Origin of the sequence: Paenibacillus sp. AN1007, assembly GCF_040702995.1 — a bacterium.
Lineage (GTDB): Bacteria > Bacillota > Bacilli > Paenibacillales > Paenibacillaceae > Paenibacillus.
The window spans coordinates 2,022,092-2,045,319 of record NZ_CP159992.1 but is presented as its reverse complement, the minus strand read 5'-3'; the positions used below and the strand labels follow the sequence as shown (position 1 = coordinate 2,045,319).

At 38.4% G+C, this 23,228-nt stretch carries 32 protein-coding genes and 2 pseudogenes; 15 read left to right on the top strand and 19 right to left on the bottom strand.

From position 1 onward, the window contains the following. Nucleotides 1-56: 56 nt before the first annotated feature. From ABXS70_RS09310 to ABXS70_RS09300, 3 genes are read left to right on the top strand one after another with little or no spacing between them, the layout of a single operon-like run. On the top strand, nt 57-398 hold the full coding sequence (locus ABXS70_RS09310) for a multidrug efflux SMR transporter (protein WP_248064771.1): 342 nt from the start codon (nt 57-59) through the stop codon (nt 396-398). Between the two features lies 1 nt (nt 399). Next, on the top strand, nt 400-711 hold the full coding sequence (locus ABXS70_RS09305) for a multidrug efflux SMR transporter (protein ID WP_123067281.1): 312 nt from the start codon (nt 400-402) through the stop codon (nt 709-711). 13 nt (nt 712-724) lie between these two features. Continuing rightward, nucleotides 725-1,303 (top strand): TetR/AcrR family transcriptional regulator, encoded by a 579-nt coding sequence (locus tag ABXS70_RS09300; protein ID WP_342551479.1) that lies wholly within the window; start codon nt 725-727, stop codon nt 1,301-1,303. Between the two features lie 1,536 nt (nt 1,304-2,839). Here ABXS70_RS09300 and ABXS70_RS09295 read toward each other — a convergent pair. From ABXS70_RS09295 to ABXS70_RS09280, 4 genes are all read right to left on the bottom strand, one after another. After that, nucleotides 2,840-3,103, bottom strand: a complete 264-nt coding sequence (locus ABXS70_RS09295; protein ID WP_342551480.1) for a hypothetical protein — start codon at nt 3,101-3,103, stop codon at nt 2,840-2,842. A 108-nt stretch (nt 3,104-3,211) separates the two neighbouring features. Then, the gene (locus tag ABXS70_RS09290) at nt 3,212-3,766 is read right to left on the bottom strand and encodes a hypothetical protein (RefSeq protein ID WP_366296582.1); all 555 of its coding nucleotides are present in this window, start codon (nt 3,764-3,766) and stop codon (nt 3,212-3,214) included. Nucleotides 3,767-3,776: 10 nt separating this feature from the next. Then, nucleotides 3,777-4,163 carry a hypothetical protein gene (locus ABXS70_RS09285; RefSeq protein ID WP_342551481.1) on the bottom strand — a complete coding sequence of 129 codons (387 nt, stop codon included), beginning with the start codon at nt 4,161-4,163 and terminating at the stop codon, nt 3,777-3,779. A 63-nt stretch (nt 4,164-4,226) separates the two neighbouring features. Then, complete coding sequence (locus tag ABXS70_RS09280; protein ID WP_366295431.1) at nt 4,227-4,691, bottom strand: hypothetical protein; 465 nt, start codon at nt 4,689-4,691, stop codon at nt 4,227-4,229. A 557-nt stretch (nt 4,692-5,248) separates the two neighbouring features. Between ABXS70_RS09280 and ABXS70_RS09275 the strand changes: the two are divergent. The 5 genes and pseudogenes from ABXS70_RS09275 to ABXS70_RS09255 form a co-directional block, all read left to right on the top strand. Next, nucleotides 5,249-5,404 (top strand): annotated as a pseudogene (locus tag ABXS70_RS09275) (IS3 family transposase); the annotation flags it as partial. Between the two features lie 26 nt (nt 5,405-5,430). Then, on the top strand, nt 5,431-5,547 hold the full coding sequence (locus ABXS70_RS09270; protein WP_366295430.1) for an IS3 family transposase: 117 nt from the start codon (nt 5,431-5,433) through the stop codon (nt 5,545-5,547). 12 nt (nt 5,548-5,559) lie between these two features. Continuing rightward, a pseudogene (locus ABXS70_RS09265) lies at nt 5,560-5,637 on the top strand (hypothetical protein); the annotation flags it as partial. 146 nt (nt 5,638-5,783) lie between these two features. Beyond that, entirely contained in the window at nt 5,784-6,515 is a 732-nt protein-coding gene (locus tag ABXS70_RS09260) for a site-specific integrase (protein ID WP_366295428.1), read from the top strand. 513 nt (nt 6,516-7,028) lie between these two features. Next, nucleotides 7,029-7,244 (top strand): helix-turn-helix transcriptional regulator, encoded by a 216-nt coding sequence (locus ABXS70_RS09255; RefSeq protein WP_366295426.1) that lies wholly within the window; start codon nt 7,029-7,031, stop codon nt 7,242-7,244. A 258-nt stretch (nt 7,245-7,502) separates the two neighbouring features. Here the strand turns inward: ABXS70_RS09255 and ABXS70_RS09250 are convergent, their stop codons facing one another. From ABXS70_RS09250 to ABXS70_RS09230, 5 genes are all read right to left on the bottom strand, one after another. Beyond that, the gene (locus ABXS70_RS09250; RefSeq protein ID WP_366295424.1) at nt 7,503-7,904 is read right to left on the bottom strand and encodes a hypothetical protein; all 402 of its coding nucleotides are present in this window, start codon (nt 7,902-7,904) and stop codon (nt 7,503-7,505) included. 329 nt (nt 7,905-8,233) lie between these two features. Continuing rightward, entirely contained in the window at nt 8,234-8,356 is a 123-nt protein-coding gene (locus ABXS70_RS09245; protein WP_366295422.1) for a hypothetical protein, read from the bottom strand. Between the two features lies 1 nt (nt 8,357). After that, a complete protein-coding gene (locus ABXS70_RS09240; RefSeq protein WP_366295420.1) occupies nt 8,358-8,885 on the bottom strand; it encodes an accessory gene regulator B family protein in 528 nt (175 codons plus the stop codon). Next, a complete protein-coding gene (locus ABXS70_RS09235; RefSeq protein WP_366295418.1) occupies nt 8,833-9,543 on the bottom strand; it encodes a hypothetical protein in 711 nt (236 codons plus the stop codon). Before ABXS70_RS09235 ends, ABXS70_RS09240 begins: the two co-directional genes overlap by 53 nt. A gap of 809 nt (nt 9,544-10,352) precedes the next feature. Further along, entirely contained in the window at nt 10,353-10,562 is a 210-nt protein-coding gene (locus tag ABXS70_RS09230) for a hypothetical protein (RefSeq protein ID WP_366295416.1), read from the bottom strand. A gap of 133 nt (nt 10,563-10,695) precedes the next feature. On the opposite strand from ABXS70_RS09230, the gene ABXS70_RS09225 reads away from it, so the two are divergent. The 6 genes from ABXS70_RS09225 to ABXS70_RS09200 all read left to right on the top strand — a co-directional run bounded on the left by ABXS70_RS09225 (nt 10,696) and on the right by ABXS70_RS09200 (nt 14,126). Beyond that, nucleotides 10,696-11,373 (top strand): hypothetical protein, encoded by a 678-nt coding sequence (locus ABXS70_RS09225; RefSeq protein WP_366295414.1) that lies wholly within the window; start codon nt 10,696-10,698, stop codon nt 11,371-11,373. A gap of 241 nt (nt 11,374-11,614) precedes the next feature. After that, nucleotides 11,615-12,181, top strand: coding sequence for a hypothetical protein (locus tag ABXS70_RS09220; RefSeq protein ID WP_366295412.1), 567 nt, complete (start codon nt 11,615-11,617; stop codon nt 12,179-12,181). Next, nucleotides 12,169-12,471 carry a hypothetical protein gene (locus tag ABXS70_RS09215; RefSeq protein ID WP_366295410.1) on the top strand — a complete coding sequence of 101 codons (303 nt, stop codon included), beginning with the start codon at nt 12,169-12,171 and terminating at the stop codon, nt 12,469-12,471. The genes ABXS70_RS09220 and ABXS70_RS09215 overlap by 13 nt, the downstream gene beginning before the upstream one ends. Nucleotides 12,472-12,498: 27 nt before the next feature. Further along, nucleotides 12,499-13,173, top strand: a complete 675-nt coding sequence (locus ABXS70_RS09210) for an SOS response-associated peptidase (RefSeq protein ID WP_366295408.1) — start codon at nt 12,499-12,501, stop codon at nt 13,171-13,173. Nucleotides 13,174-13,323: 150 nt separating this feature from the next. Further along, nucleotides 13,324-13,596, top strand: a complete 273-nt coding sequence (locus ABXS70_RS09205; protein ID WP_366295406.1) for a hypothetical protein — start codon at nt 13,324-13,326, stop codon at nt 13,594-13,596. Beyond that, a complete protein-coding gene (locus ABXS70_RS09200) occupies nt 13,593-14,126 on the top strand; it encodes a hypothetical protein (protein WP_366296580.1) in 534 nt (177 codons plus the stop codon). Before ABXS70_RS09205 ends, ABXS70_RS09200 begins: the two co-directional genes overlap by 4 nt. A 1,020-nt stretch (nt 14,127-15,146) precedes the next feature. On the opposite strand, the gene ABXS70_RS09195 is transcribed toward ABXS70_RS09200, so the two are convergent. From ABXS70_RS09195 to ABXS70_RS09160, 8 genes are all read right to left on the bottom strand, one after another. Beyond that, nucleotides 15,147-15,311, bottom strand: coding sequence for an aspartyl-phosphate phosphatase Spo0E family protein (locus tag ABXS70_RS09195; RefSeq protein WP_366295404.1), 165 nt, complete (start codon nt 15,309-15,311; stop codon nt 15,147-15,149). A gap of 121 nt (nt 15,312-15,432) precedes the next feature. Beyond that, a complete protein-coding gene (locus tag ABXS70_RS09190) occupies nt 15,433-15,582 on the bottom strand; it encodes a hypothetical protein (RefSeq protein WP_366295402.1) in 150 nt (49 codons plus the stop codon). After that, nucleotides 15,579-16,775 (bottom strand): XRE family transcriptional regulator, encoded by a 1,197-nt coding sequence (locus ABXS70_RS09185; RefSeq protein WP_366295400.1) that lies wholly within the window; start codon nt 16,773-16,775, stop codon nt 15,579-15,581. The genes ABXS70_RS09190 and ABXS70_RS09185 overlap by 4 nt, the downstream gene beginning before the upstream one ends. Nucleotides 16,776-17,479: 704 nt before the next feature. After that, a complete protein-coding gene (locus tag ABXS70_RS09180) occupies nt 17,480-18,181 on the bottom strand; it encodes a hypothetical protein (protein ID WP_366295398.1) in 702 nt (233 codons plus the stop codon). A 356-nt stretch (nt 18,182-18,537) separates the two neighbouring features. Next, the gene (locus tag ABXS70_RS09175) at nt 18,538-18,720 is read right to left on the bottom strand and encodes a hypothetical protein (RefSeq protein WP_366295396.1); all 183 of its coding nucleotides are present in this window, start codon (nt 18,718-18,720) and stop codon (nt 18,538-18,540) included. A gap of 58 nt (nt 18,721-18,778) precedes the next feature. Beyond that, nucleotides 18,779-19,087, bottom strand: coding sequence for a hypothetical protein (locus ABXS70_RS09170; RefSeq protein ID WP_366295394.1), 309 nt, complete (start codon nt 19,085-19,087; stop codon nt 18,779-18,781). 707 nt (nt 19,088-19,794) lie between these two features. Then, nucleotides 19,795-19,980 (bottom strand): hypothetical protein, encoded by a 186-nt coding sequence (locus ABXS70_RS09165; protein WP_366295392.1) that lies wholly within the window; start codon nt 19,978-19,980, stop codon nt 19,795-19,797. Between the two features lie 159 nt (nt 19,981-20,139). Beyond that, nucleotides 20,140-20,370: a hypothetical protein gene (locus ABXS70_RS09160; protein WP_366295390.1), complete on the bottom strand. Its 231-nt coding sequence runs from the start codon at nt 20,368-20,370 to the stop codon at nt 20,140-20,142. Nucleotides 20,371-21,100: 730 nt separating this feature from the next. Between ABXS70_RS09160 and ABXS70_RS09155 the strand changes: the two genes are divergently transcribed. Then, nucleotides 21,101-21,238 carry a hypothetical protein gene (locus tag ABXS70_RS09155; RefSeq protein ID WP_366295388.1) on the top strand — a complete coding sequence of 46 codons (138 nt, stop codon included), beginning with the start codon at nt 21,101-21,103 and terminating at the stop codon, nt 21,236-21,238. A gap of 105 nt (nt 21,239-21,343) precedes the next feature. On the opposite strand, the gene glnA is transcribed toward ABXS70_RS09155, so the two are convergent. Further along, nucleotides 21,344-22,672, bottom strand: coding sequence for a type I glutamate--ammonia ligase (gene glnA / locus ABXS70_RS09150; protein ID WP_342551484.1), 1,329 nt, complete (start codon nt 22,670-22,672; stop codon nt 21,344-21,346). A gap of 130 nt (nt 22,673-22,802) precedes the next feature. Next, entirely contained in the window at nt 22,803-23,216 is a 414-nt protein-coding gene (locus ABXS70_RS09145; RefSeq protein WP_056689944.1) for a MerR family transcriptional regulator, read from the bottom strand. Nucleotides 23,217-23,228: the final 12 nt, after the last annotated feature.

Below are 23,228 nucleotides of genomic sequence, written 5' to 3'. Positions count from 1 at the left end.
AATCTAACTAACGTTAGTTAGATTTTAAAAATTTTATAAACAGAAGGAGAGTTAATATGGCTTGGCTTTATCTTATTATTGGAGGACTTTTAGAGGTCGGTTGGGCGTTAGGTCTGTCATATTCGGATGGATTCACTAAAATAGGCGTGGTTATACCAACCTTAATACTGATGGCACTTAGTTTTTTTTGCTTCTCCAAAGCCTTAAGTGTTTTGCCCGTATCCACAGCTTATGCAGTTTTCACAGGGTTCGGAGCATTTGGAACCGCAGCAGTTGGAATGCTGTTCCTTGGAGATGAAGTGAGTGTACTCAAAATTTTCTTTGTCATTACATTGATCACTTGCATTATGGGTTTAAAATTTATATCTAATAAGCCTGAAAGAGAGGAAGTTAATTAATATGAGTTGGTTTTTTTTGGTGATTGCAGGCTTGATGGAAGTGGGCGGAGTAATAAGCTTAAAATTCACAGAGGGCTTCTCAAAACTGAAGCCAACCATCCTCTTTATTATTTTTATGCTATCCAGTTTCATCTTTCTATCCGTGTCGTTAAAAGAAGTGCCTCTTAGTATCGGTTACGGCATATGGACTGGTATTGGTGCTTCAGGAAGTGTACTCTTAGGAATGTTCGTTTTTAAAGAGCCTAGAAACATGAGCAAGCTAATCATGGTTGGTGGTATAATAGTAAGTATTGTGGGCTTAAAACTAGTCTAAGGTGGAGAATTTTTTGAATAAAGGTGAAGTAACGAGAAATAAAATAATAACAAGTGCTCTTCATTTATTCGCAACAAAGGGTTATGAACAAACCTCTATGAGGGAAATTGCCATTGAAGTGGACATTAAAGCTCCTTCACTTTACGCCTATTGTTCCAGTAAAGAAGAATTGTTTGGAATTGTATGTGACTATGTTACTAATGATTATTTGAATTTTGTACGTGATCAATCAGATGAAATTTCGAGTTTCTCGGTAGAAAAAAAGTTATACACGCTAATGAGATCATTGAATGAATATGTCTACGAGAATGATCTTGGACACTTTATCAATAGATATTTTCTTTTCCCTCCAGATCCATTTAGGGGCACATTTGTTCAACTCTACAAACAGACTGAAGAGGAAATAAAAAAAATTATCGAAAAAGCTATAGACAGTGAACCAGAGAGATTTATACCTGTTAATACAGTTATCGCTTCATTTATGTGTGTTATAGATGGAATGATCTTTCAGATGTTAAACTTTTCACAAGATGAGTATGAAAACAAATTAGAAGAAACTTGGAAAGTATTTTGGAGAGGAATCCAGAAATAAGCTTCAATTGATATGGTGGATTAGACGATGTCCCTGATGCAGTAGGGATAAATAAGCACATGTGTTCTAAAATTACAACTAATCCATATGAACTAAGTATAATTTTGTGTAAAACATAAAAAGCATAACTGATACCATCAGTTACGCTTTTTATACTTTTATGCTAGCTTTCCTTCTCTAACTAAGGCTACTCATCACTTTTAATCCACTGAACTCTTTAACAGGGTTTCTACTCTTTCTAGAAATATGATAACATCTCCTACAAAGATTGAATCTGATTCGATTCTACGCAAAAACATTAATGTAAGCTCTTTTACTTCCTTTAAGGCAAGATCCTTTTTATTTCTCTTGGAAAACTTAATTATATAATGCAAATCAATATTTAATTTACTTATCTTCAAAAAAGGATCATTGCCGTTTGCTGTTTTCAAATCCCTCATCATACTTAAGATAATACCTATCGAACAATAAATCTCTATGAGTTTCCTTGATCTTCTCTTCTCCCGCTTCTCTCTATAATTCTGTCCTATAGTATCGAATATAATAAAAGTTAAAAATGCTTCTTTAATTTTGGGCAAAATCCTATGTACATATTATATTGATTTAATGTGTAATCCTGACCCATCATCTTACTTTCTAATTGCATAGGTTTATAAAATGTAGTCTTAAACATGCTCGCATCAAGAAGCTAGTTCCTCTTAGAATCAATGAATTAGCTTCTTGTTCGTCAAAAGCGCTCGAATTGGCTAGGTATCATACCCTCGATCGCCCAATACTGGCTTCATCATCAGTTTCATAGCTTGAAGAAATTCATAGCCCTGAACAGAGTCATGAGCTTCACCGCCCGTTAATTCAAAACGAAGCGGATTGCCTAACGCATCAACACGGCATTTATTTTAGTACTCAACCCAACACAGGAACATATGATCTCTTTCTTTGTCCCCCTTTTGCGCCAGACCCATGCTAATGAAAGAGCCCGATTGTGGCACATCAATAATGACTCTTCTCTCATCGTTTTCCTTGGCGACATACTACAGCACCTCATCCCAAATTCCTGCTTTCTGCCGGCTGCGGCGCCTGAACGTGCAATCCGTAGTATTGAATATAACATGCTTTTGATTGTCTAGTGCAAGGACGTGATTTTCGTTTAGGTGTAAACATATATTGGATTCACTAGCACTGTTGGATATTTAAATATGATCATAAAAAATGACTTATTTACACAACAAGGAAGGTCCAATTCATCTTTTAGATTTTATAGTCCCTAATTATTGGAGCAATATTAAGTGGAACTTGAGAATCGTTCGTCCGCACCAAAATAATCAAATCCTCCCTACTACTACTTTTCAAAAATATCGGGAGTGTTCCTTCTGACCTGTATCGCAACTGATTGAGATGTATAAGACGCCACAGTAAAAATGAATTGCGCCCGTGCTTAACAAATTAATAAAATAGAAGCTCCCCCGATTGATTAAGGCCTTAAAACGCTAAGAAGGCGCCGACATAGCATCGGCGCCTTCTCTCTGTTCAGTTCAATTACAACGTAATCGCACGGTGAGGCTTGCTGTAATGACTGGTTCCGCCGCCTCCGACGATAACACGCCCGCCCTTATTAAACACCAGACGTTTCGTAATATTTCCACTGAGCAGCACTTCAACTTTAGCTTGATTGGCAGTAGCTATATAGATGACATAGCCACTCTTAGAAATTACTGTCCGCCAGTTTCGGTCAAACTCTGACCGCAAGACCCGGCTGGAGTATACCTGATTTTCGACTCTACCTGGTTTAGTTCCCTTCATCGAAACCCCTCATTTCTGTGGAATCTATAGGACACGTTAATAATCTATTCACTAAGACTCTCAGAAGTGTAGATAGATTCCTAAGTAGATGAAAGAAATAAAATCGACTTATGCGACTAATGCAGTCTCGCCTACTGGAATGACGCGACGTTTAACAATAACACCATTTCTAACGGTAAACTCGATAAAATGGAAGATTGGGGTTGGTGGGCCCTTGAGAAATCCCTTTTTGACAAGTGGCGCCCCGGCTCCCCCAGACAGCTGATACCTTGTACCTTGATAGGAAAGTTGATCTAATGCATGCACATGGCCAACAAGAACCTGAGAGACCTTGCCGCGAACGCTGGATAGGAACCGGGTCAGTTGTCCTCGGGTGTTTCCGAACGTCGATGTGGGATCTTGAAAATAACGGGGATTAGCCCATTTCCCGATCCTAGGGGGAACGTGCATGGTCACAACTGTATTCTTCTGTGCCTTTTTTAGCTTCTCTCTCAGAAAAGCCAGTTCCCCTGGTGCAAAACCGTAGACTGACTGACCACTCGCATTGGAGTTAAGCTCTTGTGAGTTATCCAGGCCAATGATCGTAGTTTTAATTTTGGGGAGATGGATTCCGAAATGCGTTGGTCCGATATATTTTCTAAAATTGGTAAGTGGTCCGTTGATCTCCGTATGTTCATGGTTTCCGGGAACGATAAAAAAAGGGGATATCAGGTACGCCTCTGTTCGGATCCTGAATCTGCAGCAAGCTTTTTATTGGTACACCTGAATAGGTCCCGCCTGTCTTGAATTCTTGGTCAGTTCCTGTGAATACGGCATCTCCGTTATGCAGAATAAATAGAGGCTTTCTCTTCAATTTGGAGATGGTGGATAAGGCCGAAGTAAATATTGCATTGCTGGACTGGCCCTTCCCAGCCCAGCCGTCTCCCATACCGATAAAAGTGTATTCATTGCCTTTCAACTTCTTTACCTTTGCGAATAATTGAGCTTTGGATGTCTGGAACAGTGTTTTCTGACTTGTCGCGGTTCTTTTGACTTGAGCCGTCTGTTTTTTGGATTTCATTTGGTCACCCTTCCCTGTCGATTCACCTAATTTTATGGGGCGGATGACAGTAGTGAAACGGCATTAGCCCATTTCGCTGGCAATCGCACAAGACTTTTCTTGATCGAACTCATAGAATACAGGATCAAAGGTCAAGGAGTGATATATTTGAGTATAATCAAAGCTGGAGATTGCGTCGGCATTCTTTATTTCACTACGAGGGGTGCACCGGCTGCAGTGCATGACGGCGTTCTCGTTTCTCCTAAAAGTTTGAATTCGCAAACGTATAATGGCCCGGTTACTATATTGCATTACAATATCAATAGGAAATCCGGCCACCTTTTTCGCCAACTTATTACCGTGACACCGATTGAGATCCGTAAAACACCCTTTATGAGTAGCGATCAGAAAGGACGCTCGCAGCAGTTCCCCTTCTTCACCTGCTATAAAAGCGGGATCTTGCGCAGCTGTTAAATTCCGGATACCCAAATCATCCAAATTCCCAGCAGGCCGGGAAGTGAAGAACGGCAGATTGCTATGCCCGATCAAAGATGGAAACAAGCCTCCAAAAGAAGTATGGATATACCACTGGCTGGTCAGAAATCCAAACAGCGACTCGCCAAGTTTAAAGCTCGAATTGAAAAAGTATACCGGCGTTACGTATGTAGAAAAAGCAAGAGTGTCTCCTCTCCCAACTGCAAAATTGAACCTGAACGGGCTTTCATAAAATCCTAAGCAATCAGCTTAGCTCCTTGGTTTTTGGTGTTTATCATGGCTTCCATAAGACAGTTGTCCAAAAAAAAACAAAAAATTTACTGAACCTTTTTTGACTGCCACATACCCAGATTTTTAGGGACGAATACATCTATTTTCGTGCTTTCATCCGATTAATCGGTCCCATATGAAATATTCTTCATCACAGAAAAATCGTCTGAAGAAGGATTTTTCACCGCAGGGGAATCAATCATCTCTCCGGTTAGGGAGTACACCTCATTATTGACAAACGCAGACGTCCTGGTTAACGAGCCATCTTCCATCTGAGAAATGAGAATCTGCAGGTTTAGCTGACCTTTGAGAATGCTTTTAACAAGACAAAAGACGTGACGGGACTGATCGTTCACAGAGATCAGGGATTCCAGTACACGTCTTATGCCTACCACGACATGCTGCCAAAGGTTGGCGTCCAAATCAGCATGTCTCGCCGAGGGAATTGTTATGACAATGCCTCGATGGAGAGCTTCTTCTCGCATCTCAAAACGGAAGGGCTCTATCCTTATGATATCGGAAATTGGACGAGGCACAAAGGCGAATTGAAGCTTATATCCATTTTCACAAAAAACATCGACCACAACGAAAACTAAATAAACTTCCTCCGGCAGAGTTCCGGAAACAGTTTATAGCTTAGGGTCTTTTTTCAATGTCTATTAAATGGGGTCTTGACCATGAAAACAACCTTAACACCCATATCAAACCTTATTTTAAGCGTCTGATGCTAAAAGATCTAAAACCAGATATGTATCAGGTTTTTTTAGACTCTCTATTTAAAAAGGGACTCAGCAAACGTACCGTCGAGATCATCAACTCTACTGTATACTCAGTCATGGAGCATGCATTGATTCAAGGGAAAATATTACGCAATCCTTGCAAAGGTTCAATATTAAAGGAGAGCACAAGAAGAAGACAATTCAATGCATTGATTCAGAGGACATTCCCAAATTTCTTCGTACGGCTCGAGGTGATGCGTACATTTATTGGATTTTCTTCAAAGTGCTCATTGAAACAGGATTACGAAAAGGAGAAGCTGCCGCTCTCAAATGGTCGGATATCAATTTCAAAGATAAGACGATCCGCGTGGATGAAATACTCGATTTTCAAGCTGAAGACGGGGACGAACTTTTCGGAGATACAAAAACCGGAAATTCTACCCGCACCATTAGTGTAAGTAACGGCCTCATAAATGATTTAAGATATCATTCTTCATGGCAAAATCAAAATAAGATTAATTTAGGGGAATCCATGTACAGACACGATTTAAATCTGGTCTTGTGCAGGAATGATGGTAGTCCGATGCCTAAATCTAGTCTCTTCAATGCTTCAAAGAGGATTTTGAGAAAGGCTGGTTTAAGTGAGGAATTAACAATTCATTCCTTGAGACATACCTATGCCGTGATCATGCTTGAAGCTGGAGCTGATATAAAATTTGTACAAGAGCAGCTTAGGCATGGCAGTGTGCAAATTACATCCGATGTGTATGCTCATATTTCTAAAAAGCTAGAAAAGCGGAACATTGATAAATATGAAGAGTACACTTCCCGTATTTTTGGATCAGAAAATCAAAAACCGGGGGACGTTTGGGGGACGCAACCTCAATAGAAGTGTACTTCCCTCAAAACGTCCCCCGGCTCATTCCTTCAAAACCCCGTAGTTACAAGGTTTCTCCGATTAGTACAACGTGATATATTGATCGCGTTCCCATTGGTGGACTTGTGTTCTATTTATGTTCCTGGCTTTCAAATGAAATCATCCGTTATACCAAACCCACTTAGAATCAGAGTTTTATACAGTTCATTCTTCAAAACATTTCTTATATTATTTTATATTTGTGGGCATTTTGTGGGCGCTTTTTTTTCATTTATATTGAAGAAATTCGAATTACATATTCTTTAGATGGCATAACTACCGTGAAAATGGCTAGAAGATTTATTCCATTTTCTATTACTATTGATCTAATATAACATTCTGCACTTCGTTTTTCTATATTCCATGGAAATTCAATCTTATGTCTATTCATTCCCTTTCCCCCAGTTATGTCATTAGTGCTAGTTTTATTAGTATGGCAACTCGTGCTATATTAACATTTGAAATTTTAATGAAGGAGTCCTCTTGGTGGAAGTTACCCGAGGGAGATGCTTACTTCAATTTTGGCTTGATCATCGCCAAATGACTCAAGCCGAATTCTCACGCAGAAGTGGTTGGTCCAAAAGAATGGTATCTTTTATCGCTACAGGAAGAAGTATGATGAATCCCGAGGCGATGTATCTGGCTGCACAGATACTTGGCATTCAAATGGAAGAACTCTACGAGTGGGAAGTAACGAAGTAAGTCGCGGTTATATCCGCGCTCCCGGGTAAGGCAAGTACTAGTATAGTACTCATACATTTTTTTCTCCGTAATCATTCATATCATTCCTTCTATGATACATATTCAATTTGCATCCCCTCGCTCTCAATCTGTTTCTTAATTCTTCCAAATTAATGATATCATGTAATGGTTGTGTAAAATGTCGATGACTGTCGAAAACACTTCTCGCCGATTGATGTTGACTTCGTATTTTTTTATGTTAGTAAAGAGATAAAATCTTTATTGAATTAAGCCTTTTAAAGCCTTAACCTTTCCTCTGGCTACTGTAACTCTATAATCAGACTCCTTAAAAATTGCTGTTGAACCAAAAATCTGATCGTCAATCCTTTCTACCCAGTACGGGTTGACCAGATTTCCATTATGCGCCGGATACAAGTGTGGAAAAGCTTCTATACAAGCTTTGTATGTGAGGGCAATAGTGAACAGTCCTTTGCTCGCGTGAAACCTAGGGACATAATAATTGGCCTTAGGCTCCCACATATCGATATAGTAGATACCACTCGCCATAAAAAAACTACCAGGAGATAATTCTCCGTCATCTAAAATTTCAACTCCGAAAACCTCTCTATCATCTTTTTTTAATTTATTCACTTCTTCTACAATTTCGTTCCAGCACTTCATGTTCTTCTGATTTATTCCTGTGTATATATCATCTTTGAAGTACGCGATCCCCCCATATGAACCAGTTAAAACTCGTTCAAATTATCAACATTAACTAAATTGGCTCCATCAAGAAACCTGAAGTTAGGGAAAGATAATTCACACGCATTTAAAGTTGTAAGCACAGTAAAATTACCCGTTCTTGTATAAAAAAATGGGACATTGTAATTTTTTGATGGCTTCCACATTTCGATGCCCATAATATCATTTTCATAAAATGAAAAGCGAGGCCCGTATGAGCCATCGCTTTGTACTTCAATTCCTATGATTAATCGATTGTTCATTAAGGATCACTTCTTCTTCAGTTCTTCTGGCATTTTCATTGTCCCAACTATACTTTTTCTTTTCTTGGATGATTTGTTTGCCCCTTTAGTAAGGTTAGCACCGAGCAATCTCGCTAATTTCTGATTCAATTTAACCACCTCCTTCACTTTTTGTCCATACTGGAAGAATAAGAATGGCTTGAATAAAGAATGCCAATGTAATTTCTGATGATTTAATCATTAAATTCCCGATAACAAGACCAACTGAGATCCATTTCAACCACTTATCCCATTTACTCGGGTTAACATATTCAAACTCGTTCGGGGCATACATCAACATTATAATCAGGCTTAAAATATTCAAGAAAAGAATTGACTCGTAATTCAAATTAATTAAAGGGATTAGTGCAGCTACAAAGCCAGTTACAAATGAGCATATTGTTATTGGTAAGTGTACGCCCCCTGAAAACTTCCTTAATACAACGAATGAGAATAAAGTAATCAACGCACCAATAACTGTGCCGAACATCGCTCCTAAAATAATCGTCAGCAACAGTCCGGTATACCAATTAAGTCTTAGTCCCAGTTCGTATTCCAGTATTTCAACAGTACCCGGTCCTTCTGGATCAGCTTTTTTTATGCTTACTGCGATACGCCTCGACAGTCTTTCTAATATCACCTCGCTCCCTCCTTAATGAAAAGAAGTATGAAATTCCGAAGGTAACCAGCGCTAATATTAACAATCCGGTCGGTTCTGATCGGTATAGCAATATTAAAATCAAGCAAATTGTTATTGCGGAGAACATCGTACCAATTAGATAGGATAGGTTTGTCTTAGACAGGTAATTTTCTTTGATAATAAAATCATGAGGGGGTCTTACAATAAAGGAGAATCCGAAATCAAACAGAGAAAAGATAAAGCAGATTACATATGTAATTAAGATTGAAGTCAGCTGCAATAAATAAACTAGACTTCCTTCATTCTGTTGAATAATACTCGCATGCATTACATCCAACCACTCAAAAACATGAAAAATACCCATTTGTATTGCTGCATAAGCAGATATACCAGCACCAGCAATGAATGATGAAATATGCAATTTTAATTCCAAACCGAAACGTAAAAAAAGTATGAAGAAAATATATTGCAAAGGCAGATCTAACTTTGGAAGTTCTAGCGTTATACGCATCATGAATGAGAATGAAGCTATGAAAATAATGAACATAACTATTTTTCCAGCGAACTCTCTAACCGGTAACATGTATAGCTTTAGAATAATTAATAGCATAGCAAGAGCGTCAAAAATGCCGATTGAGACATAAATAATACTGTTCAAATCTACACCATCCTACTTAAATATCTTTTAAAGATATTATAAAGGACGATGTGGCAATTCCATAGCCAAAATCATACAAATGAATACTTTTACCAAAATAAGTTTATGAAGAGAAGGTTATTTTTTCCCTGCACCTAACATCAAATTACCATCAATATTGAGTCCAGTAATCGATGTTAGTTGGTGGAGCAAATACCTTTTTTCGGGGTCTATCTTCTTCACGTTCCCAGCCTTCCAAAATGAAGATATTTGATGTGTTTGATCTATCTTCCCAATGAATGTACTGTTACTTAACTAAAACATCCAGAGCAGCCGACACGTCCGTTTTACTTTTACCTGTCTTCACAGTTAATTCATAGATTGTAGGGAACCGTCTGCGTCCACCTTTATAGTTATATAAGATAAGGAGTGCCTTGCATTGAAAATCAGTTAACATCTTTATGCCCCTTTCTCTTCAGTCTTGATTGCCATGCTAGCAACCCCGATTTATGGAATGCACGTGGCTGGCCAAACAACAAATCATCTGCTTTGACCATTCCGGATCGTATGCTCTTGATTTGGATGCAACGCTTCGTAATCTTTCCCCCTGATAAATGGTTTCGACTAACCAACCCAGGTATTTTACTGGTATATTTACCTCTCCAAAAAACAGAATGTTTGTTCCCTTTTTATTATTATATACGAACTTACGTTCTTTATTAAACAACAAAAAATACCCTGTCAAGTGACTGGGTATTAACTATGTCTATTAGAAGAATCTATATGTTCACTTGTCCTAAGAAAATTCGTTAATTTCCACAATAACATACTCACTTAGACTTATTTCTCCACTTAATTATTGTATTAACAATCATAACAGCAATCATAACAATTAATAATAAATTTGTGGTTGAAAGAGTATTATTGAGATTGTTAATGCTTGAATGTACGTCATTTAATCCTAACTTCACAGCATCTCCAATTCCTCCAACGTGCGAAGTAAGTTGATTGAAATACTGTAACCATTCGTTAATATCCATAAACACCCTCCTGGTAACCTATTTAGTAATCATAATATCATAAATTTTATTTTTTTGTTACTATTTACATGGTAATATATTTGGTATAGACTGGAAGAGTAATAAAATTATATTTTCTGGAGGTTGATTAATTTTGTTGAAAATGAAGAAAATAGTACCAGCAATTGCATTAAGTGTAGCTGTATTGTCAGGTTCCGTTGTCATTCCAAATTCTGTTAACGCCAATCCAGTTGAAACTGTTACTGCTAACGAGAACGATATTCAACATGTCCAACTCAATAAACTATTTGTTGATATTCCATACAGTGATGTAGATTATGAATTAAAAAGAAAAGAAACGACTTCAGCTGTAGAAATTGAAGTCTATGAAAGAAGCACTGGTAACCTAGTTACTACATACGGGGAGGTTAAAAACCAAGATAGTAACTTTAGCGCTAGGGCGGCTACAGATTATCAATCTATCCGAGCTTACCAAGATTACCAAGATAGCGGATTCGTTTCTGTTAGATTACAAGCTGATCTTTACGTGTACAGTAGCGGATCATTTGGCCAAATAAACAAAGTCATCGCAACAAATTATTACGCAACATCGGACGGATCATGGGATATGGTTAATCCGAGTGCACATACTGTATCTATGACTGGTTCATTCCCAACTCAAAAAGTACAAGTTAAAGGTAGTGTTACAATTGATACTGTTAAGACAAAAATCGGTGGAGTAGCTATAGGAGATCTTGGCTATACAGTACAACAGAACTCTCATTATAGAAAAAATCTAAATCATGGCTTCACCTTCACTTTCGGAAGATAATGTTCTCTTACTAAAAAACGAACTGGTAGCTAATTAATTTTAGTTGCTAGTTTGTTTTTTGTATTAAAAGGACACTGCGGGCACTTTTCCTGCAGTTCCTTAACTTCTTTCATTGTTTCACTCAAATCTAACCAATCATAAACAGCTTAAACTTAATTAAAATTTTGTCTTTAAAAAACACTCCATAACTTACCACCTCTATCCTTTATGGCTAACGCTATAATTAGATTGAGGTGTTTTTATGTTTATCAGTCCAATGTTACTTGAAACAGCACCGGGTCCCTTCTCCCATTCAAATTATCTATTTGAGCCAAAGGTAGACGGTCACCGATTGATATATTCGCAACAGGACGGTAACGTCCGATTATTTACACGTCACAACAACGATTGCACAACTCAGTACCCGGAACTTCAGCTACCTTTTGACTCAGACATCATCTTAGATGGGGAGGTAGCTTGTACCGAACCACAGACGGGGATAAACGACTTTGAGGGTGTCATGAGCCGTTTCAGTACACGGCAGCATACAAAGGTTCAGCAACTGGTCAAAACTATGCCTGCCACGTTTGCTATTTTCAACATCCTCCATTACAAAGGTCGCGACTTGCGCAAGCAGCCGCTTATAGAGCGTAAAGCGATCCTTCACAACCTTGTATTGCCATCCAGCAGTTTTGGTATTTTGCCATACATCGAAAGCGCAGGAGAAGCCTTATACGATCAGATAGAAGCTAGAGATATGGAAGGAGTGGTCGGTAAACGCAAGGACAGTCAGTATGTCAGCAGACGCTCCAAGGAATGGCTAAAATAATCAATTGGTCTTACACTGATGTGTTTATTACTGGATACAAAAAATCGGAATTTGGATGGCTTGCTTCTGTTCCTGATCTCTCTGGCAAACTACGTCCAGCAGGAATAATTGAGCACGGGCCAAACCTAAAACACAAACAGGCATTCCGTGGCGTATGTCAGCAGCTCGTAACTGGAGAAGACAAGAATCATGTTTATCTTCAGCCCCGGATTCAAGCCCGAGTTAAAATGCGAAATTGGACTAAATCAGGTTTGCTCCGTACACCTGTGTTTGAACAGTTTATTGTTTGATTATAGATTTACAGGAGGTGCATTAGTATGTGTGGTAGATTTACAATCACTGATCCTTTGGATGAGATAATGGAACGGTATATGGCTTCTATAGCTGATGGATTCGAATACAGACCAAATTATAACGCAGCACCTATGCAATACATTCCTACAATCATAGCTGGCAAGGAAGGTAATAATAAGTTGGGTGCTCTTAGATGGGGACTCGTCCCTTCCTGGGCAAAGGATGATAAGATCGGGAGCAAGATGATTAATGCTCGGGCTGAGACACTTGCTGAGAAGCCAGCCTTCAAGCGATTGATCAGTTCCAAGCGTTGTATCATACCGACAAACGGATTTTATGAGTGGAAGAAAGAAGATACGGGAAAGCGTCCTATGCGCATTTTGATGAAGGATGAGCGTTTATTCTCGCTTGCTGGCCTGCACGATACCTGGACAGATCCAGAAGGAAACAAATTGAGTACATGTACCATCATTACTACCGAACCGAACAGTCTCATGGAAGACATTCATAATCGTATGCCGGTGATCCTGAATCCCGATGATGAGGCTGAATGGCTTGGGAGAGATAATAATGATGTCCAGTCTTTACTCAGTCTGCTCAAGCCATATAATACATCTGAAATGAGAGCTTATGAGGTGCCGAAGGAAGTCGGTAATGTAAGGAATAACAATGAAGGATTACTAAAAGAAATAGGATAGAAATCATCAGCTTTATCGACTTAGAAAGGTCGGTAAAGCTTTCTTTGTTTTATCTAACACTAAATTGAATATATAGACATATTTGTTTAGACATGGATTTAATTTAATTTTATTATCGAATATGAAAATACAATCTGAAGGAGAATACATATGAATAGTTTTAAAAAAGTTTCGCTCCTAGCTCTACTAAGCTTCTTATTAATTTTAGGTGTAGGCCAAAGCACTATTTTTGCAGCCTCAGTTGGTGATCCTCTTGATAACCAGAAGAAGGTTGGACTCGTTATGAATTTGATGATGAAAATATCACATATGGCGGAGGAAAATGGTTTCGAGATAATTCAGGTGCATTCAGTTGGAACTCTCCATGGCAAGCGACAGGAACAAATTTTAAATTTAACTTCACCGGTACTAAACTACGCCTGATTTCTTCAACTTGGTGGTCAGGTTCAGACGATATTGATGTCATTATAGATGGGGTAAAAGTTGATAAAATATCTCTTAAAGGTTCCGATATAAAAGGCCCGCGCATTATGTACGAAAAGTTAGAATTATCTCAAGGGGAACACTCGGTAGAATTTATAAATAATACTAAAAATTATTTGTTTCTTTACTCAGTAGAAATGGATGGAGCTTTAAGCTCTTACCAACCAGTAACTCCTGCCCCTACACCAACTGAACCTGATCCAGTTGATCCTGAACCAGAACAACCATCTGGGGACCGTGCTATCCTAGTTGTCACATTGACAACTGGTTTAGAGAAAGAATATGATCTCCCAATGACCGATATTAATGCATTCCTCAACTGGTATGATAGTCGCTATGCAGGCAACGGTCCGGCCAAGTTCGCAATCAACAAATACATCAACAACAAAGGTCCATTCAGCAAGCGTACAGATTATATGATATTCGATAAGATTTTAACGTTTGAAGTAAATGAATATACAATACAATAAAACAGAAAGAGCAGTGAGAATCCAGTCCTCCTGCTCTTTTGTCTTTACATTTCCCCGCCAAAACACTGAATCACATGTTATACTTTTAATAATAAACTTGAATGGAGGATTAAGTGTGATTAAAGATCTGCTTATAGCTGAGAAAAAGCAATACAAGGTTTGTTTGATTTTGAAGATAAATCAAAGTACATAGGTAAAATAGAAATGTCCGCTGATAGAGAAAGAGTTAAAATAAAGCACCAAAAAGCCACAGAATGGATTCCATTACATGATATCGTCAGTTGCTCTACGGTTATAAACGGTTCTTTTAAAATAAACTAAGTATGTCACAAGGCGTATCTTATTCCGAAACGCCTTTTTCATTTTTTATCTACACCTATACTTCCCTCTCAGCCCAAACTTTCCTCCATTTTCAACGTAGTCATTGAAGTTTCCAGATCTGCAAAAGGGCGACTTAGTTTTTCTCCTAATTTGCTTCATCCCTCTTGCCCCAACGCTTTAGTGTTACAAACAACTTTCTAGCAACAAATACTCCAATCAAAATATAGACACTTAATAATTCTACATAGACATTCTATTCACTTATATACTTAATGCTCTATCTCTAAAATATACTTTTTTGAAGGCAAGATTAAATTAATCTTTAAAGGGAGTGGTAGTCCAAACTCTTTTATGATTGCTCTTACATAGCACTCTGCACTTCTCTTCTGTATGTCCCACGGAAAATAAATTGTGTGATTCTTCATTTACTGTCCTCCATGATGCCAGGCTTAGTATTGAATTTCTTTACTAGTCATGAGAGAGGTAGTCTACTGAGAAAGAGTCTTCACTTAATTAAATACTTCAAATGAATAAAAGTCTCTTATGCTCAATTAGTGGGCCAATGAAAGTTGTACCAAGTTAAATCTATGTAACTAGCCCGAAACTAATAGTATATTCGTAAGATAAACTTCCAGATACATGAGTTGTGATTCATGAACCTTTCTATTGCTTTATATCATAATTCACTACGTGACTGACCTAACTGGATGATTTCTTAGTTTTATTGTGTTGATTTATTAATTCATCTAACCGTTCAGATTGTTTAATAACCAGAGGATGTTCAATACCGTGGATGCTAACTAACTTGTTTAAGACATCCCTTTCTTGTTCTATTTTTTCTTTAATTGTAGGATTAGTCGACATAGCAAATCACCTCTATAAATAATCCTAACTCTTTCTATTCAAATTTCAGATTGGTGAATATATACAAAAAAGACAATTAAAAAACCTCCGTATACTGGAGGTTTTATTAGGGTTATTATGTTTACCAACCGCCTCCGCCATGAGAACTAGTTTTCACATTCGGAACATCTTTTGGTGTTTTACAATCATTATTGTCAGCTGACACCTGATTAAATGTAGCCATCAATAAGATACTTAGAGCTGTGAAAGGAATGATTACTGACTTTTTCATATGCCTAATTCAACCTCCCTTAAAATTCCTTGATACTTATCTAGTTGGGAATGTAAAGCCACATGCCTCATTTTTTCAAATAAACAAAAGTTTCTGACTAAATAAGAATCATTATTTACTTTAGCAGATATTGCCAAACTCTCCAACACAAAGATAATGCCAATCTCTGGTCTAAAAGAGTTATTATAATATTCAGCTATATCGGCTAAAAAAATTACAAATCTATCGTTAATCAATTGAGACGTATATGAGCCGTGCTTTTTCTGTGAATTAACTTGAGTTTGGATCATTTCATGATAACGTTCTAAGATATGATCAATATTATAGGAATATTTCAATGCTGCCTTCACAACCTTGAAAAGACCCAGAAGTATTTCGTCTTCATTGTTGGCCAAAGAATTCACATACTCATCAATAAGATCAGTTTCTCCTGTCATTACTCTATAAAGTAATCTATTGGCTGTGGCCCACACCAAGAATTGTTGCTTTGTTTTTTCCGCTATCTCTCCAGATTCAACGATCCAACTATGGTCCACATATTTTTCAAGATGATAAAACGCTTCATTATATTGACCAGTTTCATCAGCCACAGTCCCTAAAAGTACATGCGAGTACAAAATATATCCGAACAGCATTTTCTTAGGGCCAGTTGCTCTCACTTTCTTCCCTGTTCTCTTGTGTTTTTGTTCATATTGTATTCTGGCTAATCGTCCCATTTCCGTGCTTAATTCTTTAGACTTATCCCATAGCCTTAAAGACAAATACAAGTTAGCTAGATCTTTCAATGCATCTAATTGTTCTGATTCACTTAACCTTTTGACAAAAGGCTCGAATACAAGAGCAAGCTCATAATTGTGTTGCTGATCATCCCCTAGTGATAATTTGAAGATTCTATACTGGCACACAGCCAATCTCTCCGCGTGTTGGTAACGTTCTCCTTCTGATACTTTTTTATATATAAGAAGTGATGCCGTACTATTACCTTCATAATACAAAGATTCAGCAAAATCAAATAGCGAAGAAATATAGTAAGATTTCTCCAACATAAGATCAACAATTTTTTCAATACAGGTTAGCTTATTTAACTGTGAGCATCTAATTAGAAACGGCCGTAACCTTCTCCAATCTGTTGATGGATCGAGTAGCATCTCATCTACATATAAATCATAAAAAGTGCCCTCTTCAAGTCCCATCGCTTATGTCATTCTATCAAGAGCTTTAATCGGAATGAGTTGAGAACCATTTATGAAGCGACTAAGGGTTCCAGAATTTATACCCGATATTTCAGCAAAATGATAAACAAGCATTTGGTTTTCTTCTATGTAATTTAACAACTCTGCCCGAATTGATTGTTGAGTTATCACTTCCAAGGATGGTTTCACCTCCACTGATAAAATCCATTTTTTATGTCTTTGTTATCTATATAGGTAATCATATGGATTATTCTACCATTGATCAATGTTTTTTCTGCAAAAATACATAAACATTTGAATTTCGCAGAAATATTTATTAACTTTAATAGCAAAAAAGGGTCTTAGGCTAACCTGGCCTCTTGACAATCATCATCAAAAATACTTTTTAAATTGAATAATTTTTTTATTACTATAACTGTATTAGCCAGTTAATGATTCGTACCTTGGTCTAGTTTCTAAATAAGTGACTACGGGTTCAACTAATCTACCTAGAAGTTCCTATCCTTTAAAAAAATCAGTTCTAGTTTATGTCTTATTTTTATTCAATAATAATTCAACAAAATAGGTATATTTGCTATTAATTCAAAAAAAACTCCTCACAAGTTTAAGCCAGTGAGAAGTTTTTCACTCCTTTTTGTGGAAAGTTCTGGAGTAAAAAAGTTAAAACCTTAACGATCCGCCACAGTTAAACATTTGAACTCTTCTTAATCCTCTAACACAAATGCAATATCTTCAAAATATCTTTGTAATGACAAGTTTTTATTTTCTATAACTTTATTAACAAAATCATGAGGCACACGTTTAAACGCAGGATTACCACCAATGTTATCTACTCTTGGTCCGTTATTTGCATCATACTTCCATTCGCCACCGAATTGACTGATAATTATCTCGCCATAACAGTAACTAATAAAGTAAATATCTTTTTGGGAAAGATTACTTATAACTAATTGATCTAGTATTTCAACAGACTCAGAGTTATTAATATCAATTTTGTTTTTTTCCATAAATTCTTGAATAGAATCTTTCCAGCTTGCATCTAAATAATTTGGAGTAGCGGATGGGATCAATTGAGTATTTTCAGCAAACCATGGTAACGCATATTGCTCTATAATTTCCTTAAGTTTGTGAAGAACTTCTCTTAATTCTTGCTCATTTTGATATACGTACCATTCATCAACTTTACGCTCCGCAAGCTTAGTGATGCTTACGGATTCTGAACCTGTTTGAAACGTACATCGAATAGCATTCGATTCCCAATTACTTTTATCAATTTCAATGTACTCTTTGATATAACCTTCTCTAGATCTCACAAAAATCCAAGGATTCGAAGAATCCTCAAATTGAAATGAATGCTCTCTTAATTTATCCTCTAGCTCTGATAGTATATTTTTAGTAAGTTTCATATTAATCCACCTTTTTTATGATATTGGAACTTTAGCTATATCCCAAAGAGCAGGGAACCGTTTTTTTCTTTTTAAACTACCGTCTCTTGATTCAATGAGGTATTAAGAGAATGCTCTATAGAAAAAATTCCAATTATCTCCAATAGATCTACGGGAACAAATTCAAATTCAGGTATTTTTATAATCTTAGGGCTATAGTCTTATTTCTCACCATAATATATCATACCCGGTTGTGCTTCATAATAAGTCTAGAAAATAATTTGCTTTCTAAAATTGAATGGGCTAGGTTTTACTTACGTTATTGGGTTCTAAGTCGTTCCTTCTCTAGCTCTTGCCGTATTCCCCCCTGAATCCGTTTAAAATTTAGCATGTATATAGGACTTCAATTGATCTCTGCCTGATTTATTTAATTTAGATTTATACCAACTTGTTGATTTAAGTTCATTTATCTCATATTGACTTCCCAGCAAATCAAATCGAATGCGGTCACGTATATTTAAAAGGCTTTTTGTTGTTCTCTGAATACTTGATCTTTTCATACTTGTATCCTCCTCATATTAAGAAAACAGGACGCATTGTACACGCCCTGTTTTTTGGTCATATATCAAAAGCTTGCTGTATAGATTGATCCTCAAACGAAGAGGCCCGAACAATTCGATCTGAAAATCCGTCAACACCATGAATGGATTCTTTCCCCAATAACAAGGACAAGACAGAGAATCCTTTTTGCTCCTTCAAGCTATTCCACGCTTCTAAGAAACCATGATTTACATGCGCTTCCCCATCAGTGACAAAAATAATGTCCGCTTGATTAAATCGACTTTGTTTAATGACTTCACTTGCTTTGTTTAAGGGTTGTACAAAATTCGTGCCTCCGTCAAGAAAAACGGTTGCAAGTTTAATCATATCCCGCACTTCAACTTTTCCTCGTTCATAGATGATCGCATCAGAAGCATGTGAGGAAAATGGAATCCACGCAAAGTCCCTTCTCTGTTTCCGAGCAATGCTCATGAGAGCTATTGCAAATCCCTTGGAGATCGTATCTGGCCCTTCATACTCCCGGATTGATCGAGACACAGGATAATGGGCCCTTTACCGAGATGTTCTTTTCCCTTGGTATAATACTGAAGGGCTCGGCCTTCCGCATACGACGTAAGAAATCCAATTTGCTAATGGGGCTGGCGTAACTGCCTAGCTCCACAGGCAGCAGTTGCTCAATGTCACTCCCTTGCCGGATTCCATTCCGATCAATCGTATCCTTGTGTTTAGAACGCTGTTTGCGACTAGCAATAACTTTCATTCTTCACTAGGAACATCTTCTTGCAATACTCGTTCAATCAGTTGTAATAACTTTTCAGCGTGTTCACGTCTTCGACGAGGCAAAGAAGCCAATTGAGTTTCGTTTACCGAGAAGTTTTTCATATATTCCCCTTTCCGTTTATCCCGACCCCGCAATGGCGGTGTCGGAATTAAACACCGCCATTTAGTGCCAGGCGAAAGGCTCTTTTGAATTAGATTGTCATGTCACAACTACACTTTGCGAGAAGCAAAACGTTTAGTCTCTTTCAACGTACCGTACCCGGACAAAGAGACGTCCTCCCAACCAAATTTTTTCAGCGAGTTGAAGAAAGACTCAGGTAATCCCAAGCATTTTTCCCTTCCGCTGTGATCGCAACCGCAAGTTCACCCAACCCATCAGGTTTAAAAGACCAGCTTCTGGTATGGCTGTACTCCCAAATTTTATCCGCAGCTTGAAGTGCTCCATGTTCATCGACATAAGTCTTCAAACGTTCTTTCATCTGTTTCAATGCAGCCTCGGTTCATTCGATTTCTAACGCGGTCTGGATTGCTTCTTCTATTGTTGATTTTTCATGTATTGCATTTGTCATATAGCACTCTTCAAATTTTGATTTTTTTCGTGATGCGGAATACGAAATTTCTCCGCTGCAAATACGTTTTTAAACAAACCTATAACTTTTTATAGATGTAGCCATTGGTAGAAAGGTAAAGGCACAGGTTGTTATTGTAATCTCATTTCGACCCGTGTCGAAGTTCCGAACAACGTTAAACCCCTTACTTTCCAAATATCGCCTGGCTTCTGTCCCGTCGAGGCCAGCAAAACATTGATAGCCAGGATCTACAATGAATTCTCCTGACTCAGCAGCATTAATGATTTCGTCTTTCGTCATCTTTTACATCCCTCCAAAATACATTTTCTTAAAGCTTTATACATTCCAAAACAAACGGGCAGTGTTTGCAGTGACTGCCCGGTGTAGGTTGAAAAAGCGAAGAAGCCATATCCGGGAATGATTCCAGACATGACTTCTTCATTTCAATCTGCTCCGCAAGCTGAATGGCCCATTCTCTAGCTTCGTTTCCATCAGATTCGTTGTAAATAAACGAGTCTGCTTTCCGAAACCGAAGAAAAAACAATGTACCTTTGACTTGACGAAGACCTCTCATTTTCATAATGGCCCAAGCGTACAAAGCAAGCTACCTTGTATCATGAACCCCGTAAGGTCTCCAATTCGACTTCCAATCCCAGAAATGTACTTCCTGAAGCAAATCAATATACCCCTGAAGCTGGATTCCTGATGAAGAGTCCAACGGAAGGTTAAAACCCTGTAAATCAGGTGCTCGCTGAATTAACTTTGAAACTTCTAAGTAAGTCACTTCGGGATGAAAATCGGCTTTCGATTATAGCTGTCAGGGTTGCTTCATGTTAGACATACCATTGATTTTTTAGCTCAATCGCCTTATGCACTGCTTTACCGAGAGCGAGTGGTTTTGTAACCGGCTCTCGCCTACCATCCTTGTTCAATGCTTTTCTCGGATACTGGACCGAAGCGACTTCCCCTCCCCCCCATTCATTCACTCCGACATACCTGTGCTGTGCTGTTACTTGAGGCTGGAGCATATATGAAATTCGTACAAGAGCAATTAGGCCACGGCAGCATTCAAATTACGTCGGATGTCTATGCCCACATTTCTTCTAAAATTCAGAAAAACAATATGGATAAGTTCGAAGTATTTACTAAAGGTATTCTTCAAGATTAAATTTTTGTGGGCATTTTGTGGGCACTCTTGTATTATTTGAATTCATAATGTTTTGCCCACAAAAAGAAAAACCCCTCACGCCAGGTGGCGCAAGGGATTCGGAGATTAGTACAACGTGATATATTGATCGCGTTCCCATTGGTGGACTTGTGTTCTATACATATCCCACTCAATTTCTTTCAGCTCGTAGAAGTGAGCCAGGGCATGGTCGCCGAGAGCGTCACAGATGACTTCGCTGCGGATCAGTTCGTTCAATGCTTCTTTCAGGTCAGCTGGCAAGCTTGGAATGCCTTCTTCCACACGCTCTTCTTCTGACATGATGTAAATGTTGCGGTCAATCGGAGCTGGTAAGGAAAGCTCACGTTTGATTCCGTCCAGACCTGCTTTCAACAAAACAGCCAGAGCCAGGTAAGGGTTAGCCGCCGGATCCGGGTTACGAACCTCAACACGTGTGCTCAGACCGCGTGAAGCTGGAATACGGATCATTGGGCTGCGGTTACTTGCAGACCATGCTACGTAACATGGTGCTTCGTAACCTGGTACAAGACGTTTGTATGAGTTCACAGTCGGGTTAGTGATTGCTGCAAACGCACGTGCATGCTTCAGCGTTCCAGCCATGAAGTGACGTGCAGTTTTGCTCAGGCCCAGCTCGTCTGACTCGTCAACAAATGCGTTCTCACTGCCTCGGAACAAGGATTGGTTGCAGTGCATACCGGAACCGTTCATACCGAACAAAGGTTTTGGCATAAACGTAGCATGCAATCCATGCTGACGTGCAATTGTTTTAACAACAAGCTTGAACGTTTGGATCTGGTCTGCCGCTTTCAATGCATCTGCATATTTGAAGTCGATCTCGTGCTGACCTGGAGCTACTTCATGGTGAGAAGCTTCAATCTCAAAACCCATCTCTTCAAGTGTAATTACGATGTCGCGACGACAGTTTTCACCAAGATCTGTTGGTGCAAGGTCGAAATATCCACCTTGGTCATTCAATTCATTCGTTGGGTTTCCTTTTTCATCTGTCTTGAACAAGAAAAATTCTGGTTCAGGACCAACGTTGAAGGAAGTGAATCCCATTTCTTCGGCTTCTCTCAGGTTTCGCTTCAAGATGCCGCGTGGATCACCTGGGAATGGGTTGCCATCTGGAAGATATACGTCACAGATCAGACGGGCAACGCGATTATCGGATACCCATGGGAAAATAAGCCAAGAGTCAAGATCCGGATAGAGGTACATGTCGGATTCTTCGATACGAACATAACCTTCAATGGAAGAGCCGTCAAACATCATTTTGTTATCCAGAGCTTTCGTCAACTGACTTACTGGAATCTCAACGTTTTTGATCGATCCAAGCAAATCGGTAAATTGCAATCGAACGAATCGAACGTTTTCTTCTTTTGCGATGCGGAGAATATCTTCTTTAGTATAACTCATGATTCCTCTCCCTTTCTTATCTGCGTATTTGGCTTGCCTGTTATATTTGTACATTAGATTGTTCCACGGGTCAAGGAGTCTGACATGAGAAATCTGTAATTTACCTTACCCGCCTCGTTAGGTGAATTCATTATTTTTTATTGAAAAAACGAGATAGTTCACCTTGAATGAGAGATACTTGCCCAGGTCTTTTGCCAGACACAAGCTGCTGCTTCAGTAAACGGTGCAGCTGCGTATCCGACAGCTCCCTGCGTTTCACTTCTGTATCCGGTGTAATTACCGTTGCTTCTTCAGACTCTTTTGATACAGGATTCATGACCTGTTTGATGCCTGCAATGTTAACTCCCTTTTCAATCAGGGCTTTAATCTCCAGCAGTCGCTCGACATCGTTAAAAGAAAACAGGCGTTGATTACCTGAAGTTCTCGCAGGAACAATCAGACTGTGCTGCTCATAATAACGAATCTGTCTTGCGGACAGGTCGGTAAGCTTCATTACGATACCTATTGGGAATAAGGCCATATTTCTGCGAATTTCGTCGCCCATGTTCATCAACCT

Excerpts from the sequence above, each read along its gene's own strand:
- ABXS70_RS09155 (WP_366295388.1), top strand. The coding sequence starts at position 21,101 with ATGAAATTCGTACAAGAGCAATTAGGCCACGGCAGCATTCAAATTACG.
- ABXS70_RS09230 (WP_366295416.1), bottom strand. The coding sequence starts at position 10,562 with ATGGATATTAACGAATGGTTACAGTATTTCAATCAACTTACTTCGCAC.
- ABXS70_RS09165 (WP_366295392.1), bottom strand. The coding sequence starts at position 19,980 with ATGAAAGAACGTTTGAAGACTTATGTCGATGAACATGGAGCACTTCAA.
- ABXS70_RS09180 (WP_366295398.1), bottom strand. The coding sequence starts at position 18,181 with ATGAAACTTACTAAAAATATACTATCAGAGCTAGAGGATAAATTAAGA.
- ABXS70_RS09175 (WP_366295396.1), bottom strand. The coding sequence starts at position 18,720 with ATGAAAAGATCAAGTATTCAGAGAACAACAAAAAGCCTTTTAAATATA.
- ABXS70_RS09195 (WP_366295404.1), bottom strand. The coding sequence starts at position 15,311 with ATGTCGACTAATCCTACAATTAAAGAAAAAATAGAACAAGAAAGGGAT.
- ABXS70_RS09185 (WP_366295400.1), bottom strand. The coding sequence starts at position 16,775 with ATGGGACTTGAAGAGGGCACTTTTTATGATTTATATGTAGATGAGATG.
- ABXS70_RS09250 (WP_366295424.1), bottom strand. The coding sequence starts at position 7,904 with ATGAAGTGCTGGAACGAAATTGTAGAAGAAGTGAATAAATTAAAAAAA.
- ABXS70_RS09190 (WP_366295402.1), bottom strand. The coding sequence starts at position 15,582 with ATGAAAAAGTCAGTAATCATTCCTTTCACAGCTCTAAGTATCTTATTG.
- glnA (WP_342551484.1), bottom strand. The coding sequence starts at position 22,672 with ATGAGTTATACTAAAGAAGATATTCTCCGCATCGCAAAAGAAGAAAAC.
- ABXS70_RS09295 (WP_342551480.1), bottom strand. The coding sequence starts at position 3,103 with ATGAAGGGAACTAAACCAGGTAGAGTCGAAAATCAGGTATACTCCAGC.
- ABXS70_RS09215 (WP_366295410.1), top strand. The coding sequence starts at position 12,169 with ATGGCTAAAATAATCAATTGGTCTTACACTGATGTGTTTATTACTGGA.
- ABXS70_RS09170 (WP_366295394.1), bottom strand. The coding sequence starts at position 19,087 with ATGATTAAACTTGCAACCGTTTTTCTTGACGGAGGCACGAATTTTGTA.
- ABXS70_RS09160 (WP_366295390.1), bottom strand. The coding sequence starts at position 20,370 with ATGACGAAAGACGAAATCATTAATGCTGCTGAGTCAGGAGAATTCATT.
- ABXS70_RS09305 (WP_123067281.1), top strand. The coding sequence starts at position 400 with ATGAGTTGGTTTTTTTTGGTGATTGCAGGCTTGATGGAAGTGGGCGGA.
- ABXS70_RS09145 (WP_056689944.1), bottom strand. The coding sequence starts at position 23,216 with ATGGGCGACGAAATTCGCAGAAATATGGCCTTATTCCCAATAGGTATC.
- ABXS70_RS09310 (WP_248064771.1), top strand. The coding sequence starts at position 57 with ATGGCTTGGCTTTATCTTATTATTGGAGGACTTTTAGAGGTCGGTTGG.
- ABXS70_RS09205 (WP_366295406.1), top strand. The coding sequence starts at position 13,324 with ATGAATAGTTTTAAAAAAGTTTCGCTCCTAGCTCTACTAAGCTTCTTA.
- ABXS70_RS09220 (WP_366295412.1), top strand. The coding sequence starts at position 11,615 with ATGTTTATCAGTCCAATGTTACTTGAAACAGCACCGGGTCCCTTCTCC.
- ABXS70_RS09285 (WP_342551481.1), bottom strand. The coding sequence starts at position 4,163 with ATGAAATCCAAAAAACAGACGGCTCAAGTCAAAAGAACCGCGACAAGT.
- ABXS70_RS09210 (WP_366295408.1), top strand. The coding sequence starts at position 12,499 with ATGTGTGGTAGATTTACAATCACTGATCCTTTGGATGAGATAATGGAA.